This window comes from Allobosea sp. WAO (assembly GCF_001509835.1).
GTDB lineage: Bacteria > Pseudomonadota > Alphaproteobacteria > Rhizobiales > Beijerinckiaceae > Allobosea.
Window position 1 is genome coordinate 104,782 of sequence record NZ_JXTJ01000009.1, and the last position, 15,172, is coordinate 119,953.

At 66.1% G+C, this 15,172-nt stretch carries 10 protein-coding genes; 1 reads left to right on the plus strand and 9 read right to left on the minus strand.

The window, feature by feature from the left end; translation table 11 throughout:
* Positions 1-27 precede the first annotated feature (27 nt).
* From DK26_RS18930 to DK26_RS18940, 3 genes are all read right to left on the minus strand, one after another.
* Positions 28-1,410, minus strand: coding sequence for an aldehyde dehydrogenase family protein (locus DK26_RS18930; RefSeq protein ID WP_066475740.1), 1,383 nt, complete (start codon positions 1,408-1,410; stop codon positions 28-30).
* A gap of 178 nt (positions 1,411-1,588) precedes the next feature.
* Positions 1,589-3,244: an acetolactate synthase large subunit gene (locus tag DK26_RS18935; protein ID WP_066475742.1), complete on the minus strand. Its 1,656-nt coding sequence runs from the start codon at positions 3,242-3,244 to the stop codon at positions 1,589-1,591.
* Between the two features lie 185 nt (positions 3,245-3,429).
* Entirely contained in the window at positions 3,430-4,185 is a 756-nt protein-coding gene (locus tag DK26_RS18940; protein ID WP_248310028.1) for an SDR family oxidoreductase, read from the minus strand.
* Positions 4,186-5,175: 990 nt separating this feature from the next.
* Between DK26_RS18940 and DK26_RS28615 the strand changes: the two genes are divergently transcribed.
* Entirely contained in the window at positions 5,176-5,910 is a 735-nt protein-coding gene (locus tag DK26_RS28615) for a response regulator transcription factor (protein ID WP_083533350.1), read from the plus strand.
* Between the two features lie 28 nt (positions 5,911-5,938).
* Here DK26_RS28615 and DK26_RS18950 read toward each other — a convergent pair whose 3' ends face one another.
* From DK26_RS18950 to DK26_RS18975, 6 genes are read right to left on the minus strand one after another with little or no spacing between them, the layout of a single operon-like run.
* Entirely contained in the window at positions 5,939-7,165 is a 1,227-nt protein-coding gene (locus DK26_RS18950) for a glycosyltransferase (protein WP_066475748.1), read from the minus strand.
* Positions 7,143-8,369 carry a hypothetical protein gene (locus DK26_RS18955; protein ID WP_066475750.1) on the minus strand — a complete coding sequence of 409 codons (1,227 nt, stop codon included), beginning with the start codon at positions 8,367-8,369 and terminating at the stop codon, positions 7,143-7,145. Before DK26_RS18955 ends, DK26_RS18950 begins: the two co-directional genes overlap by 23 nt.
* A gap of 4 nt (positions 8,370-8,373) precedes the next feature.
* Complete coding sequence (locus tag DK26_RS18960) at positions 8,374-10,617, minus strand: NAD-dependent epimerase/dehydratase family protein (protein WP_066475752.1); 2,244 nt, start codon at positions 10,615-10,617, stop codon at positions 8,374-8,376.
* Entirely contained in the window at positions 10,614-11,879 is a 1,266-nt protein-coding gene (locus DK26_RS18965) for a glycosyltransferase family 4 protein (protein ID WP_066475754.1), read from the minus strand. The genes DK26_RS18960 and DK26_RS18965 overlap by 4 nt, the downstream gene beginning before the upstream one ends.
* The gene (locus tag DK26_RS18970; protein ID WP_248310029.1) at positions 11,876-12,841 is read right to left on the minus strand and encodes an NAD-dependent epimerase/dehydratase family protein; all 966 of its coding nucleotides are present in this window, start codon (positions 12,839-12,841) and stop codon (positions 11,876-11,878) included. Before DK26_RS18970 ends, DK26_RS18965 begins: the two co-directional genes overlap by 4 nt.
* A gap of 16 nt (positions 12,842-12,857) precedes the next feature.
* Complete coding sequence (locus DK26_RS18975) at positions 12,858-15,092, minus strand: exopolysaccharide transport family protein (protein ID WP_066475755.1); 2,235 nt, start codon at positions 15,090-15,092, stop codon at positions 12,858-12,860.
* Positions 15,093-15,172 lie beyond the last annotated feature (80 nt).

A 15,172-nucleotide genomic window follows, 5' to 3' on the forward strand; every position in this document is an offset into this window, starting at 1 on the left:
CCGCCGAAGCGTCGCGTTTCCCGGCGCTCAGCGCCGGTTGAACAGGATCATCTTCTCCTGCGTCATGTCGCGCATGGTGTAGGGGATACCGCCGGTGCCGTAGCCGGATTCGCGGCGCCCGGCGAAAGGCATCCAGTCGGTGCGGAAGGTGGTGGGATCGTTGACCATCACCGCCGAAGCGTCGAGCCGCTCGGCAGCGCGCAGGGCTATGTCGATATCTCCGGCGAAGATGCTGGCCTGGAAGGCGACGGGCAGCGCGTTCGCCCGGGCGATGGCCTCGTCGAGCTTCTCATAGGGATAGATGCCGACCACCGGCCCGAAGATCTCGAGTTGCGAGACCTTGGCGTCGGCAGCGGGGTCGAGCAGCACGGTCGGTTCCAGCGTCGTCTCCGAGAGCCGCTTGCCGCCGGTCGCGAGCTTCGCGCCGCCATTGACCGCCTCGTCGATCCAGGCGGCGACGCGGTCCGCTTCGCGCGGCTGGATCAGCGGCCCGACCTCGGTCTCCTTCAGCACGGGGTCGCCGGTGCGCAACGCCTTGACGCGTGCAACCAGCCGCTCGGTGAAAGCATCGACGATCTCGCGATGGACGAAGATGCGCTGCGTCGACACGCAGACCTGGCCGGCATGGTAATAGCCGCCCTTCACCATCGGCTCGATGATCTTGTCGAGATCGGCGCTGCGGTCGACGATCGCCGGCGCCGCTCCGCCATGCTCCAGCGCCGAGCGGGCGCCGTGGGCGAGCTTGGAATGCAGATACCAGCCGACCTTGGCCGAGCCGATGAAGCTGAGGAAGGCGATGCGCCTGTCGGTGGCGAGCTTTTCCGCCAGTTCGGTGCTTTCTGGAATGAAGGTCTGGCACCAGGCCTCGGGGAGCCCCGCCTCATGCACCAGGGCGACGAAGTCGCGGCAGGAGAGCGGCGTCGTGCCGGCCGGCTTGACGATCACCGGGCAGCCGGTCGCGATCGCCGGCGCGACCTGGTGAACGATCAGGTTGAGCGGGTGGTTGAAGGCCGAGATCGCCGCGACGATGCCGATCGGCTCCTTGGTGGTGAAGGCCCAGCGATTGGCCGCGGCCGGCGACAACCCCATAGGGATCTCGCGGCCGCCAAAATTCCTGAGCTCGTCAGCGGCATTATGAATGCCGTCGATGGCGCGTGTCGTCTCGACGATGGCGTCCGGCAGCGGCTTACCGCCTTCGCGCGCGATCTGGCGGGCGAAATGCTCGCGCTTGCCGTCCAGCAGGCCGGCCAGCCGGCGCAGGATCGCCATTCGCTCATGCGGCTTCAGCCAGCTGTCGCGATCCCGAAACACCTTCTCGGCGGCCTGAAGCTTGGCTTCGAGCGCCGCCGCGTCGTCGGTGGCGATTTCCGCGATGGGTGCGCGATCATAGGCCTGAACCACCTGCAACATCTCGGTCTCCTTCGCGGCTCGGGAATTGTGCGTTGCCGCTCCGTACGTCCCGTCATTCCGGACAAGCTGCGAAGCAGCGCAGCTCCGGAATCCATCGTAGAGATCAGTCCTCTATGATCGATTTCGGCGCTCCGGCCGGAGTGACGGCCAGATCTCAGCGGAGCATGGTGGCGTACCTTCAAGCCAACTCCACATCCGGCGAACGGTTGCGCAGTTCCTCGACCAGCACGCGGGTGTTCTCGGAATAGTCGATCGGAACCTCGACGAGATGGACGCCGCCGCCGGCGAAGGCATCCTCCAGCACCGGCACGAGGTCTTCGACCGCGCCGACACGCGAGCCCCTGGCGCCATAGGCCTGCGCATAGCGGACGAAGTCGGGGTTACCGAAGCTCATGCCGTAATCAGGGAAGCCGTCGACCGCCTGCTTCCAGCGGATCATGCCATAGGCGCTGTCGTTCAGGATCACCACGACGAGGTTGAGACCGAGCCTGACGGCGGTCTCCATCTCCTGCGAGTTCATCATGAAGCCGCCATCGCCGCAGACCGCCATCACCCGGCGGCCGGGATTGAGCATCGCCGCCATCATCGCCGAGGGCAGGCCGGCGCCCATCGTCGCCAGCGCATTGTCGAGCAGCAGCGTGTTCGCGACATGGGTGCGGTAGTTCCGCGCGAACCAGATCTTGTACATGCCGTTGTCGAGGCAGACGATGCCGTCTTCCGGCATCACCTTGCGGATGTCATGCACGATGCGCTGCGGCGTCGGCGGGAAACGGTCCTCCTCTGCGCGGTCGTTGATCCGTGCCAGGATCTTCTGGCGCAGTTCCAGCAGGTGCGGATCGGCGTCGAGCTTGCCGCCCAGCCTGTCGGCCAGCGCGGTGACGCTCGCGCCGATATCGCCGATGACCTCGGCGTCGGGATGGTAGACCTGCTCGACCGTGGCAGACTGGTAGCCAATATGGATCACCTTCGAGCCGCCGGCGCTCTTCATCAGGAAGGGGGGCTTCTCGACCGTGTCGTGGCCGATCGAGATGATCAGGTCGGCCTGCTCGACGGCGCGGTGGACATAATCGCCCTCCGAGAGGGCCGCCGTGCCCATATAGAGATTGGAGCCGCCGGTGACGGCGCCCTTGCCCATCTGGGTGTTGAAGAAGGGAAGCCGCGCCCGGCGCACGAAGGCCGAGAGCGCCTCGACCAGGCGCGGGCGGTTGCCGGCGGCGCCGATCATCACGAGCGGGCGCTTGGCGGCGAGGATCATCTGGGCAGCACGGTCGAGCGCGGCGGGATCGGCGATCGGCCGCTCCAGCGGGTGCACCGGGATCAGCGGAACGTCGTCGATCTCCTCGGCAGCGATATCCTCGGGCAGTTCGAGATGCACCGGTCCCGGCCGCTCCTCCATCGCGACGCGGAAGGCATCGCGCACCACGGAGGGGATGCTGGCGGCGCTGACGATCTGCCGGGTCATCTTGGTCAGCGGCTTCATCGAGGCGATGACGTCGACGATCTGGAAGCGCGCCTGCTTGGCGGTCATGATCGCCTTCTGGCCGGTGATCAGGATCATCGGCATGGCGCCGAGATGGGCATAGGCCGCGCCGGTCGAGAAGTTCAGCGCGCCGGGGCCGAGCGTCGCGATGCAGACCCCAGGCTTGCCCGTCAGCCTGCCATGCGTCGCGGCCATGAAGGCTGCGGCCTGCTCATGACGCGTCAGCACCAGCTCGATCTTCGAGGTCCGCAAGGATTCGACGACGTCGAGGTTCTCCTCGCCCGGCACCCCGAAAATGCGGTCGACGCCCTCGTTCTCGAGCGCCGCAACCAGAAGATCCGAGCCCTTCTTCATCGTCCGTCGCCTTTCCGCCTAGCCTCGTTATCGGGAGGCTAGGCGCTTGCGCGGCACAGGGGAAGCGCAATGCGCTCGGGGCTGCGTAGAGTGCGCAGCGGTGTTCGGTACCGGGGGCTCCGCCAAGGCTCGGGCCGTAAGGGCCCTGCGAAGGCGGCGCCATCCGCTTGGTAACCTGCGAGCCGCTACTGTGCCAGGAAGCCGCCATCGACCGGCAGGACATGGCCGGTGATCATCGCGGCCGCCGGGCTGGCGAGGAAGAGGATCGCATTCGCCACCTCCTCGGGCTGGGCCAGCCGTCCCATCGGCGTCAGGCGCTCGACGGCCGACACGAATTCCGGGTTGTCCTTCAGCGCCGCGATGAAGTCGGTCTCGACCCAGGTCGGCGCGACCGCGTTGACGCGCACGCCGCTGCTCGCCCATTCGACGGCGAGCGCGCGGGTCATGTTCACCACCGCGCCCTTGGTCGTCTGGTAGGAGATGTTGGGATAGAGCCCGCCGCCCGATAGACCCATGATCGAGGCAACGTTGACGACGGCGCCTGCGCCCTGTGCCGTCATCACGCGGCCGGCGGCCCGCGCGCACAGGAAGACGCCGGTCATGTTGACATCGACGACGCGTTGCCAGTCGGCGAGCGAAAGCTCGGTGGTCGGCCGCCGGATCGCAACCCCTGCATTGTTGACGAGGATGTCGATGCGGCCATGTTCTCTCGCGATCGCCTCGAAGACCGCATCGACATCCGCTTCCTGGGTGACGTCGAGCTGGCGTGCCGAGGCGCCGGCTCCGAGCGCCTCTGCCGCTTGGTCTGCGGCATCGCCCTCGCGGTCGAGCAAGATCGGTCGTGCTCCAGCGCTGGCGAGCGCTTCGGCCGTGGCCAGACCGATTCCGCGCGCGCCGCCGGTGATCACGGCGACGGCGCCGTCGATGCGAAAAGAACCCAAGGATCTGCTCATGCGATCTACTGCCCTTCATTACTAAGATACTTGGTTAATGGTCGCGCTTCTTGCGCGGTCAATGCAACATGGCGAGTTGGAATTTCAAGGGATTGCGCAGCAGGGCCGCGGTGGTCCGGAGCGTCCAGGTCGCCGTAGCGCATAAGCTTCTTCGAGGCGAGATCTGCCGTCCTCGCCTTCAAATCGGGGCACTATGGCGGTAACATTGATCACCTAGGGCTCGAAATGGCCTCGGCGGCACTGGAGCGCCTGCCGAGGCGATCTGCAAGTTCCGGGTCGGTCCGGGATCTTCGGATATGCCGGGACCGAGCGGGCGGCTGATGATCTGGACGGACGGTGCGGCAACGGCAAGGTAAAGCGCTCGCGGGGCATGCGATCGGAGCGTCGACAGGGTGTGCAACTACCCCAAAAGTCCTCGTGAACGGGGCAGGTAGAGGGGGTGGTGCATTTTTTTCTGGGCTGGAAATTCAGAAGATATTGATATCACATTGATTTTTTGATTGCGATGACCCTGGGCTCCCGGGTGGTTGCCAAGCTCCTAAGGGGTACCCCGTTCGAGGTGGGGTATGGGGCGTTGATGAAATTCCTCGGTAACACATGTCGATTGTTCGGAATCTGAAATATATGTCAAATCGCATACGAAGAATGTCAGATTCTTACCATTTCATTGCAGCATGCAAATGAAGATTCGGATTTTTAATTAGAATTAAGTTGGTACTTATTTTTAGTTCGATTTGGGACTTTGGTCCTGCCTGCTTGCATCTGTAGTTTGTATTTGACTGCAGTTCCAATGTTGTTCCTTCGAGGTGGTTTAATCAATGCAAATTAAACGTTAATGTTTTAATCAAATTTTCGTGTGCAGACTACGATTTGCTTGTCATGTTCATCCAATTTGAGTATCCTGATATAGTTATGAGGTAGGATAACAGACTATGAATACTTCTTAATAATAAGATGCGGTAGATAAGGGGACTTTCTATGAGTGGGGTGAGTACTGCATTTATCGATCGGTGTGCTCTCTTTTCTGAGGGTGTGCGTGAGATACTTGGCAATCGTGGCTTCGACATCGTGGCTTCGGCGATCGATTTCGAAGATTTTTCTGATAAATGGAAGGGATCTAAGAGCATAGCGCTTATCATAATTTGCATAAACGACGATTACGAAGCGATGGAGCGAAATATTGTAAGCTTCAAACAGGCTATGCCTGGCGCTAAAATTGTAATGCTCTCCGACAATTATAATATAAAGCAAGTTCAGCTTGCGTTCAGGTTGTCTGTTTCTGGATATCTGCTGAAGCGCATCAATTTCGTGACGCTTGTTAAATCGCTTGAACTCGTCATGCTTGGAGAAAGTTTGTTTCCAGCCGATGTCCTGACAGAAATCGGCAAAGAGCATGGCGTCGATATTCAGGTCGAGAAGGAAGTGATTGCGTATTCGCCGCCGTCCGCAGACTCCGGCCGTGGTTTGTCTGCGCGTGAAATGCAAATCCTGAAATGCCTGATCCAGGGCGATTCCAACAAGGTGATCGCGCGGCGCCTGGCGATCGGCGAGGCGACGGTCAAGGTCCATATCAAGGCAATCCTGCGCAAGATCCGCGTGCAGAACCGGACCCAGGCGGCGATCTGGGCGGTCAACCACCTCGAAGCGGTACCGCCGGCCGAGTTGCACGGCATGCCGCATGGCGGTGGCACGATCATTGCGGCAGCTTCGTGAGGTGTCGGGCTGACGCCACACCTCCGGCTCACCTCGCGAGATAGAGTTTTCGCAGCTGCGCGGAGATCGGGGTCCAGTCTCCGATCTGGGTCGCCATTGCGTGAGCTCCGAGCATCATGCTCTGCCAGGTCTCCGGCGAGAGCAGTGCGGCCTTGTGGAAGGCTTCCGCGACCGCGCTCGCCGTCAGATCGCGCATGACGAGCCCGGCATTCGCGCTGGCGACCTGTTCCGCGAGCCCGGTTTCCTGCGAAACCACCAGGGGAAGGCCGGCGAGGGCGGCTTCCAGGGCCGCGATCGGCACGCCATCGAAGCGTGACGGCTGCACGAAGAAGTGCCAGCCGGACATCTTGCTGTGCTTGGCTTCGCCGAAGCATGGCCCTTGGATCTCGATCGCGTCGGTGAGGTCGAGTGTAGCCGCCATTGCGGCGAGAACGTCCCGTGCGGGTCCGGTGCCGATCAGGACAAGACGCCCGCGCCCGCCCTGCCGGCGATAGATGGCAAATCCTTCCACCAGCAGGTCGAGTCCCTTATGCAGGATCTCGTACCGGCCGCAGAAGCCGAAGACCGGGAAGTCGGCGAAGCCGACATTGCGCGTCGGCCGCCGCGGAATACCATCGAACACGCTGGAATAGGCGGCGTTCGGCACGACGTGGACGCGCGCAGCCGGCGCCAGCCTGGCGATGAGCTTGGCTTCTGCGGGCGAGACGGCCTGGACAAAGCGCGCCAGCTCGAGCGCCTGGCGTTCGAACAGCCGCAGATAGGCGGCGGTTCGCCAGTTCGCGATAGCGCCGCTTGGCGCGAAGACATGCGAATAGCGGCCATGGACCGTGATGCCGAATGGCAAGCCCCGCTGGTGGAGCGCCCGGGCCAGGGATGGCAGCAGCAATTGCCGGGCGGTATGGATGTGGAACACCGTCGTCGGGCCGGCGCCTCCGGCCATTGCCGCGATGATCGGTTCCTCCAACCCGTAGACCCGCCCCACCAGGCGCGGCCCGTCGAGCGGAAGGATCAGTGTCGGCAGATCGACGGCCTCTCCGCCGCCATCCTGGTCGTGGCTGCGCAGGAATAGGATCTTCGCATTGTCGCCGGCAGCGAGTTGCTCGCGCGCCATCCGGCGCACGACATGGTGCACCCCGTTGGCCGCCGACGGGTGCGGACCAGCGTCGTCGATCACGACATGTCTGATGTCGAGGCTCTCGCGCGGAGCGGCGCGCGGCACCGGGCTCGCGGCCTCAGGCAGCAGAAGGTCGGCCATGGGCGATCATCCTCGTCAGGAACCAGTGCGCGGTCAAAAGGCGGACCAGATTGGAGCCGCCGAGCGCAAAGCAAGCGCCGGCCAGCCCGTATTGCTGGGTCAGCGGCAAGAACAGGGCGGCGGCAGCGAGCGTGCCGGCGGCGCTGACGAGCAACGCCAGCCGGGCCGCGTCGACGCCATGCATGAAGGAGCAGACCATGTCGGCCGAGTAGCCGAGCAGCCAGCTGATCGCGAGGATGCGGATCGGTAAAGCAAGGCCGAGATAGCTTGAATCCGCGCCATAGAGCAGCAGCAGGACGAGGTCCGGGGCAGCCAGCAGCACGGCATAGCAGGGCACGAGCGGCAGCGTGCCGATCAGCGCATAGTCCCGTGCGGCCTTCCAGGCGGCCCGGTAGCCTTCGCGGGACTTTCGGGCGGCCGCCTGCGGGATGACGTTGCACAGGCCGAGCAGGATCGGGTTGGCGAGGTTTACGACGTTCAGCGCGGCCTGGAAGGCTGCGGTCGAGGCCGCGCCGAACATCGCGGTCAGCCCCCAGAGGAAGAGCTGGATTCGCAGCGCGCCGACGAAGTTGTTGGCGAGCGACCAGCGCCCGAGCGACCAGAACTCGCTGAAGGTCGGGCGCAGCGTACCCGCCGCCGGCCGTTCGGCGCGCACGAGGCGAGACGAGACCAGGAGCGCCACGCCTGATGCTGCCGCCATGCAGAAAAAGACGCTCGGCAGCGTCAGCGTGCCTTGCTGAAGCAGGAGCAGCACGGCGAGCGGCGCGCCGAGATAGGCGATGCTGTCGCCGGCAAGGGCGTCGCGATGCCGGAACTCGGCGAACAGGATGCGGCGCAGCGCTTCCTGCCCCTGCCATATCACGAGGTGGAGAGAGACCGGCAGGGCGAGGTCGGGGCGCCCCATGACGACGAGGCCGAAGGCGAGCAGCAGCGCTGCCGGCAGCAACAGCATGGGCAGCAAGGCGAGACTGCACCCGGCCAGGGCCGCGCGCTCCTCCTCGGGCAGTCGCGCGATCCGGATCGACATCGGATAGAAGATCACCGAGCTGATCGAGAGCTGGATCATCAGCAGGATGCCGAAGATCAGCGCGAAGACGCCGTACTCGACCGGCGCGATATGGCGCGCCAGCACGATATTGAGCAGGAAGGCGCCGAGGCTTACGACGCCCTGATCGATCAACGTCCAGGAAGCATGGCGTAGCAAGGATTTAGCTCGCTTTGGCCAGGGCTGCGGGAGGTTCGGGCACAGCGGGGGCTGAGGCCCGGGCCGCCTCGCCTGCGCGGCAGAGGTCGCCATAGGCCCAGCGCAGATAGGCACCGGTGACGGCCATGCCCTCAGTGAAGCCATGGTGCGGCCGGTAGCCGAGCAGGCGCGCCGCCTTGTCGTTGCTCGCATAGGCCTGCGATTCATAGAGGGCGAGCGCACGCGGGTCGGGCAAGTGGCGCAGGCCGAAACGCCGGCCGCCGCCGCCGCCGAAATAGGCCTTGGTCACGAGCTTGTGGAGGCCGGGTGGCAAGGCGTCATAGCCGGCCTGCAGCGCCTGGCGGGCCGGCGGCCAGCGGACGATGATCTGGACCAGGCGCTTCGGGTTGGCGAGCACCGCCTTGATGTCCCGCACCACGCCGCTGTTCTCGCCCCGGATCCGGGCGCTCGGCCAGTAGACCGGCGGCGGAACCTGGATCGCCTGCGCGATCGCGCCGAAGAACTTGCCCCAGCTCACCGGCTCCGGACCGGAGATGATGAAGCGTTCGCCGACCGCCTCGGGTCGCTGCGCGGCGAGCAGCATCGCGTCGATCAGGTCCTCGATGTAGACCGCGTTGCAGATGCCTTCCCCGGCATCGGGCAGGATGACGTCGCCGGTGATCAGCATCTGGGCCGGCGCGTCCGCCCAGGGCTTGGAGAACGGGCCATAGACCACGGCCGGCTGGATGATCGAGGCCGGAACGCCCTCCTCGCGCGCGGCTTTCAGCGTGCGCGCCTCGAGGTCGAGCTTGTTGCGGGCATAGGGCCAGGAGACATCGCCGTCGCGGGTCTCCTCGGTCAGCTTGCCGTCCGGAAACGGCTCATAGACCGAGAAACTGCTGAGATAGACGAAGCCCTTGACCTTCTGCTTCACGGCACCGGCGAGCAACTGCTCGAGCCCCTCGAGATTGGCCTTGCGGGAGCGATGATCATAGGCGCAGTGGAAGACGTAATCGACGCCGTCGAAGGCCTGGGCCGCAGGCCCGGCTTCGCCGAGCTTGCCGTTGACGATCTCGACAGGCAGCCGGGCGAGGCGCGTCGCCTGGCCGTAGCTGCGCACGAGGCAGCGTACCTTGACGCCCTGCTCGACCAGACGCTCGGCGAGCCTGCCGCCGATGAAGCCCGCCGCGCCGGTGAGCAGCGCCGTGCTGCCGGCCGGCAGGCGGGGCAGCTCGTCCTTGTCCGCGACTTTGGCTTCGGTACGCCAGCCGAGCGTCAACGGCTCACGTTTGGCATAGCAGCGCTCGATCAGTGCGACGGAGCGCGCGCCCTCGCTGCCGGGAATGCCGGCAGAGGCCTCGCCGGACACGCTCCGGGCGAAATCGCGAAGCTCGGAGTCGAACAGCTCCGGGAACAGCTGCAGCGGCAGCTCGGCCGCGGCCCGCCCCTCGTGGCGGAACGCGAGGGCGTTGGGGGAGCCGTCGAGCACGATGTTCTTGGAGAGGTGGACCTCGACGAAGCCGGCGCTGCCCTGGATCTGGATCGTGTCGCGCAGATCGCGCGTGCGGCTGAGCTCGACCGTTCCGGTTGCGCCCGAGGCCATCCGGCACTCGATCAGGCAATCCGCCTCGACGCCCTGGTCGGCATCGTCGCGATAGCTCAGCGAGGCGACGTCACCCAGCCACCAGAGCAGGAGATCGAGTGTGTGCGCGCCGGTGTCCATCAGTACGCCGCCGGCAGCGAGCTCGCGCCGCAGCAGCGCGTCGGAACTGGTCGCCCAGTTGAAGACGAAGCCTTCGCGAATGCTGAAACTGCGGATCGTGCCGAGCGTGCCGGAGTCGATCAGCGCCTTGAGCCAGCGCGCGCCGAGCAGGTAGCGCCGCAGCAGCCCGACCCTGAGGGTGAGCCTGCGGGCATCGGCCTCGCGGATCATCGTCTCGCACTGCTCCGAGGTCACGGCCAGCGGCTTCTCCATGAAAAGATGCTTGCCGGCCTTGAGCAGCTCGATCCCCATCGGGCCGTGGAACACATGCGGCACGGCGACGATCGCCGCATCGAACTTGTCGGCGGCCTCGCGCCAGTCGGCGACGCGGACGACATCGCGGCCGTGCCGGCCGAGTTTGCCGGCGAGCAGAGCGAGCCGTTCCGGCGAACGGTCGACCAGCACCGAGGGCTGCCAGCCGGCGCGGCGCAGCGCCGGCTGGATGTGATGGTCGACGACCGCGCCGCAGCCGATGATGGCCAGGCGCTGGGGGATGCCAGAGCTCATGCTCGCGTTCCTCGCTGAAGCGGATGGAGATTGGAGACGTTGGACCAGTCGGCGGTGCGCGCCTGCGCGGGCGCCTCGAGTGCCTTTTCGTATTCGGCGAAGGCCCGCTTGGCCGCGTTCTCCCAGGTGAAATACCGGGCGACCCGCGCCCTGGCGTGCCGTCCCATTTTCGGGAGCATGTCGGATCGGGCGGCCAGCGCGGCGACCGCGTCGCGCAGCTGGCGTGCATCGCCGGGCTCGACCAGCTGGCCGCTGGCCTGATCGATCTGGTGCGGAATTCCGCCGACCCGCGAGGCCAGCACCGGCACGCCATGCGACATCGCTTCCAGCACGACCAGCGGGAAGGTGTCGGCGAGCGTCGGGAAGACGAAGAGGTCGGAACGACGGAACAGGGCCTGGACCTCTGCGTCCGACAGGCGCCCGGTCACGACGATCCGCTGGTCGGGCCGGCGCGTCGCCGAAGCGATTCCGTAGTCGATCTCGGCGCGCTTCTCGCCGCCGACTATCAGCGTATACGGGCAGTTCAGGCCGTCGAACGCTTCCAGCAGGACCGGCAGGCCCTTGTTCGGCGTATGGTTCGCCAGGAACATGCAGGTCAGTTCGCCGTTCCGCCGCGCCGGTACGCCGAGCCGGGTGCAGATGGCGGCGTCCTCGCCCGCATCGGACGCGCCGGGCATCGACACTCCGTTCGGGACCACGGCGAAGCTCCCGGAAAAGCCCATCGCCTCGACGATCTCGCGATCCGCGGGCGACAGGCCGAGGATGGCTGCCGCCCCGCGCACGGCCTGGTGGACCGGTCGCGTCACCAGCATCTGCCAGGCGAGGCGACGCAGCGGGCCGAAGCCGTAGATCCGGTTGCCATTGGCGATCTCGTTGAAGCCATGGGTGGAGACGACATAGGGAACGCCGACCTCGCGGCAGGCCCGGGCGATCCTGGCCATTTCCAGCGCCGGCATCGGATTGTGCAGGTGCACGAGGTCGAATTGCCCGGAGCGGACCATCGCCGGGATGTCGGAGGCGTAGAACAGGGTGCGGTAGCGGTTCGGGATCCGGCTCCAGGGCAGTGCCGGCGGCAGTCCCACCTTGACCGGCGCACGGCGGATTCGCGATGCCTCCGCCTCGTGCAGCTGCGCGCCCATCATGCTGGCGATGGTGATCTCGCAATGCTCGGCGAGCGCGGCGCTGAGCTGCTCGGCGGCTCGGCCGGCACCGCTGACGCTGAGATGCGGCGGGGCGACGATCGCCGCCAGGACCTTGATCATTGGTACTTCTCCACCAGCGCGCTGGCGAGGTCCGGTGCACGCCAGAGGTCGCGCACCGCATCGTCGATGGTGAAGGCGGGGACCCAGCCGAAGCGCTGGCGGATCTGCGTGGTGTCGGCGGCGAGGAACGGGCGGTCGACCGGCCGCACCCGGCTGCCATCCTGCTCCAGCTCGAACTCGACATCGGCGACGGCACGCAGCTTCTGCAGCACTTCCTCGACCGAATAGGGCTGCGACGTGCCGAGGTTGACGGTGATCGTGCTTTCCGACTGCTGGCGCCTGGCGGTCGCGATCGTGGCGAAGCCCCGTGCCGCATCCTCGACATGGATGTAGTCGCGCTTCGGCCAGAGATTGCCGAGCCGGACCACCCTTCTGCCGGCCTTCAGCTGGGCGACGATCTCGGGCAGGAGATGCGGATTGGTCTCGCCGGGGCCGACCACGTTGAACAGCCGGACGATGACGGCGGAGAGCGAGCGCTGCTGCGCGAGATAGCGCACATATTGCTCGCCATGCAGCTTGTTCATCCCGTAGATGTCGTTCGGCTCGAGCGCCGCCGAGCCTTCGCAATGCGGCGCGAGGTCGGGCTTGTAGACGGCGCCGCTGCTCGCGAACACGAAGCGCGTGCCCGGCTGGGCGGCGAGCAGGACGCTGACCAGGCCGAGCAGATTGGCCCGCAGAGCCAGCGCCGGGTCGTTTTCGCATTCCGGGATGTAGTGGACCGCCGCCAGATGGACGATGACGTCCGGGCGGAAGTCACGGACGAGCCGCGCCATCGCCAGCTCGTCGGTGATGTCCAGCCGTTCGAAGCGGATGCGTTCGAGATCGGCCGGCGTGAAGCGGAGCTCGCCATAGCGGAGATTGTCGACGACGCAGACATCGTGCTTGTCGTAGAGCTGGCGGGTCAGCTGGCGGCCGACATAGCCGTTGCCGCCGGTAATGATGATACGATCGCGCAGGCCCAAGGTTGCCTCCCGGTATTCAGTCGAAATCGGCGTAGTATTTGCGGATCCTGCGCGCGGCTGGCGGGGCGCGGAAACTTCGGAAGCTCTCGTATCGCTCCGCGTCGACCTGGGTCAGTATGACCCCGTGCACTCTGACCGCCCCGTCGTAGAGCCGCCTGACGGCTGCAGCGACGGTAGCCTTCGGCGTGTCGTGCCAGCGCGCCGCGTGCAGGACGATGTCGGCAAACTGGGCGAGGATCAGCGCGTCCGCAGCGAGCAGCACCGGCGGTGCTTCGACCAGCACCACGTCGAAGGAAGAGCGCGCCTCGGTCACCAGGTCTGCGAGAGTCGCCGGCGAGAAGGCGGGACCGCTATCCGACAGGCCGCCGCGCCGCTGCAGGATCGACAGGTGGCGCGACTCTCCGACGGCAGGGGGCGCGCGCCGGCGCAGCAGCGGGTTGCGTGCTGTCACCTCGGCCGGCGTCCACTGCCGGCCGCCTTCGAGCACCCGCTTTCGCGCCGCGCTGCCGGCGATGACGTCTTCCAGCGCCACCTTGCCGGTGCTGTCGATCTCGCTGCGCGGCGAGGCATCGACGATCAGCACGCGCCGCCCCATCTCGACTAGGCAGTGGGCCATGTCGTGGAGCACTTGCGACTTGCCCTGTTCCGGAAGGGCCGATGTCATCAGCACGACCTTGGCACTGCCGGATTCGGCCAGGCGCTGGGAAGCGATGATCGCCCGCAAGGTTTCGCGTTGCGTCGCGGCGTTGACGCGAGCATCGCCCGGCTGCAGCGCCGGCAGCAGGCCGATGCAGGGGCTGCCGGTCGTCGGCAGCACTTCCTCTTCCTTTCGGAAGCCGAGATCGCGGCGCTCGAGCAGGAAGGTCAGCAGCCCGCCGAGTGCGGCGGCTCCGATCCCCGCGAGGGCGAGGGTCAGCCCTTTCTTCGGGCCTGTGGGAACCTGGTTCGGCTCGGCGGCCGCCATGACCTGGGCCGCGACCGGCTTCAGCTCGGAGAGCGCGCGCGCCTGCATATGGCCTTCGTTCAAGGTCTTCAGGCGCTCGCGGAGAGCATCGGCCCGGCCCTGCAGGGTCCGCAGCTCGGATTCCTTCCCCCGTGTATCGATCAACGTCGACTTGGCCTTGCCGGCACCGGCTTCGATCTCCTCCTCGACGCGGCGCGCGCTCCTGACGTCTTCGGCGATCGTCGCCAGGGCGTTGGTCACTTCGTTCTGCAGACGTGCTTCCGCCTCCTGCTCCAGCGTGCGCGCCTGGATCACGGAAGGGTGGCGCTCGCCGGTGGCTGCGGCCAGCGCGCTGACCTGCCTGCGGGCCGCCTCGCGGCTTTCGATCAGGCGCTGGATCTGCGGCAGGGCCGCGATGTCCGGCGGGATATTGCCTTCGGCGACGGCCTGTTTGGCGCGTTGCAGCCGCGACTCCTCGTTCACCCGGGCGAGTGTCGCCGCGCTTGCCTGGCTCGATATCTCGCGCATCCGCTGCTGGAGCAGCGCGGCGCCTTCCGTGCCGGTCTCGACGATGCCGGAGCTGCGTCGATACTCCGCGGCGGACCATTCGGCCTGTTCGAGACTCTTCCTGGTGACCTCGATCTGGTCGGCATACCATTCGGCGGCCCGGCGCGACGAGGCCGAGCTCGTTTCACCGCGATTGGCGAGATAGGTGTCGGCGAAACGGTTGGCGATCTCAGCCGCCCTGTCCGGCGTACCCGCTGAGTAGCCGATCTCGATCAGATAGGAGCGGCTATCGTTTCGGACCGTGAGATCGCGCATCAGCTCCTGGATCTGGGCTTCCCGCTGCGCCGGGCTGGGAGCGATCTCGCTGGGCCGGGCGTCCGGCTTCGCGGCGTCCTCGGCCGACAGCTGCTCGGCGACCTGACGCGCGATCGTCCGCGAGCGGACGAACCGCGCTTCCGTTTCGACGAGAGCGCTTGCGTCGAGCGGCAGGCCGGCGCTGCGACGACCTCCTGCCGGGTCGTCCCGGCTGAAATCGATCTGGACCAAGGCGGTTCCGGTGTAGCGCTTCGCGCTCAACAGTACGAAAGCCGCCGCGCCGAGCAGCGCCAGCGCAACCAGGCCCGCAATCATGCTCCGGCGGCGCCACAGGGCCAGAGCTGCCTCATATCCGACATGTTCGAAATGCCGGGGCGCACCGTCTTCCAGCCTGATCGGATTCTGGAATGCCCAGTTCATGACCTTCACGCGGCCTTCTGCGGGGGAAGCGGTGCGCTTGCCTGGGTTGATCGGAACGGGTTGCATTGCCTTCGTCTTGTTTCGCCGCGGGTGGTGTGGTTCTGGCTGGGCTGCGGTTGCTCACACCACCTCGGGGCAGGTCGGCC

Coding starts and splice junctions, on each gene's coding strand:
- DK26_RS18975 (WP_066475755.1), bottom strand. CDS start 15,092: ATGCAACCCGTTCCGATCAACCCAGGCAAGCGCACCGCTTCCCCCGCA.
- DK26_RS18930 (WP_066475740.1), bottom strand. CDS start 1,410: ATGTTGCAGGTGGTTCAGGCCTATGATCGCGCACCCATCGCGGAAATC.
- DK26_RS18960 (WP_066475752.1), bottom strand. CDS start 10,617: ATGAGCTCTGGCATCCCCCAGCGCCTGGCCATCATCGGCTGCGGCGCG.
- DK26_RS28615 (WP_083533350.1), top strand. CDS start 5,176: ATGAGTGGGGTGAGTACTGCATTTATCGATCGGTGTGCTCTCTTTTCT.
- DK26_RS18965 (WP_066475754.1), bottom strand. CDS start 11,879: ATGATCAAGGTCCTGGCGGCGATCGTCGCCCCGCCGCATCTCAGCGTC.
- DK26_RS18935 (WP_066475742.1), bottom strand. CDS start 3,244: ATGAAGAAGGGCTCGGATCTTCTGGTTGCGGCGCTCGAGAACGAGGGC.
- DK26_RS18950 (WP_066475748.1), bottom strand. CDS start 7,165: ATGGCCGACCTTCTGCTGCCTGAGGCCGCGAGCCCGGTGCCGCGCGCC.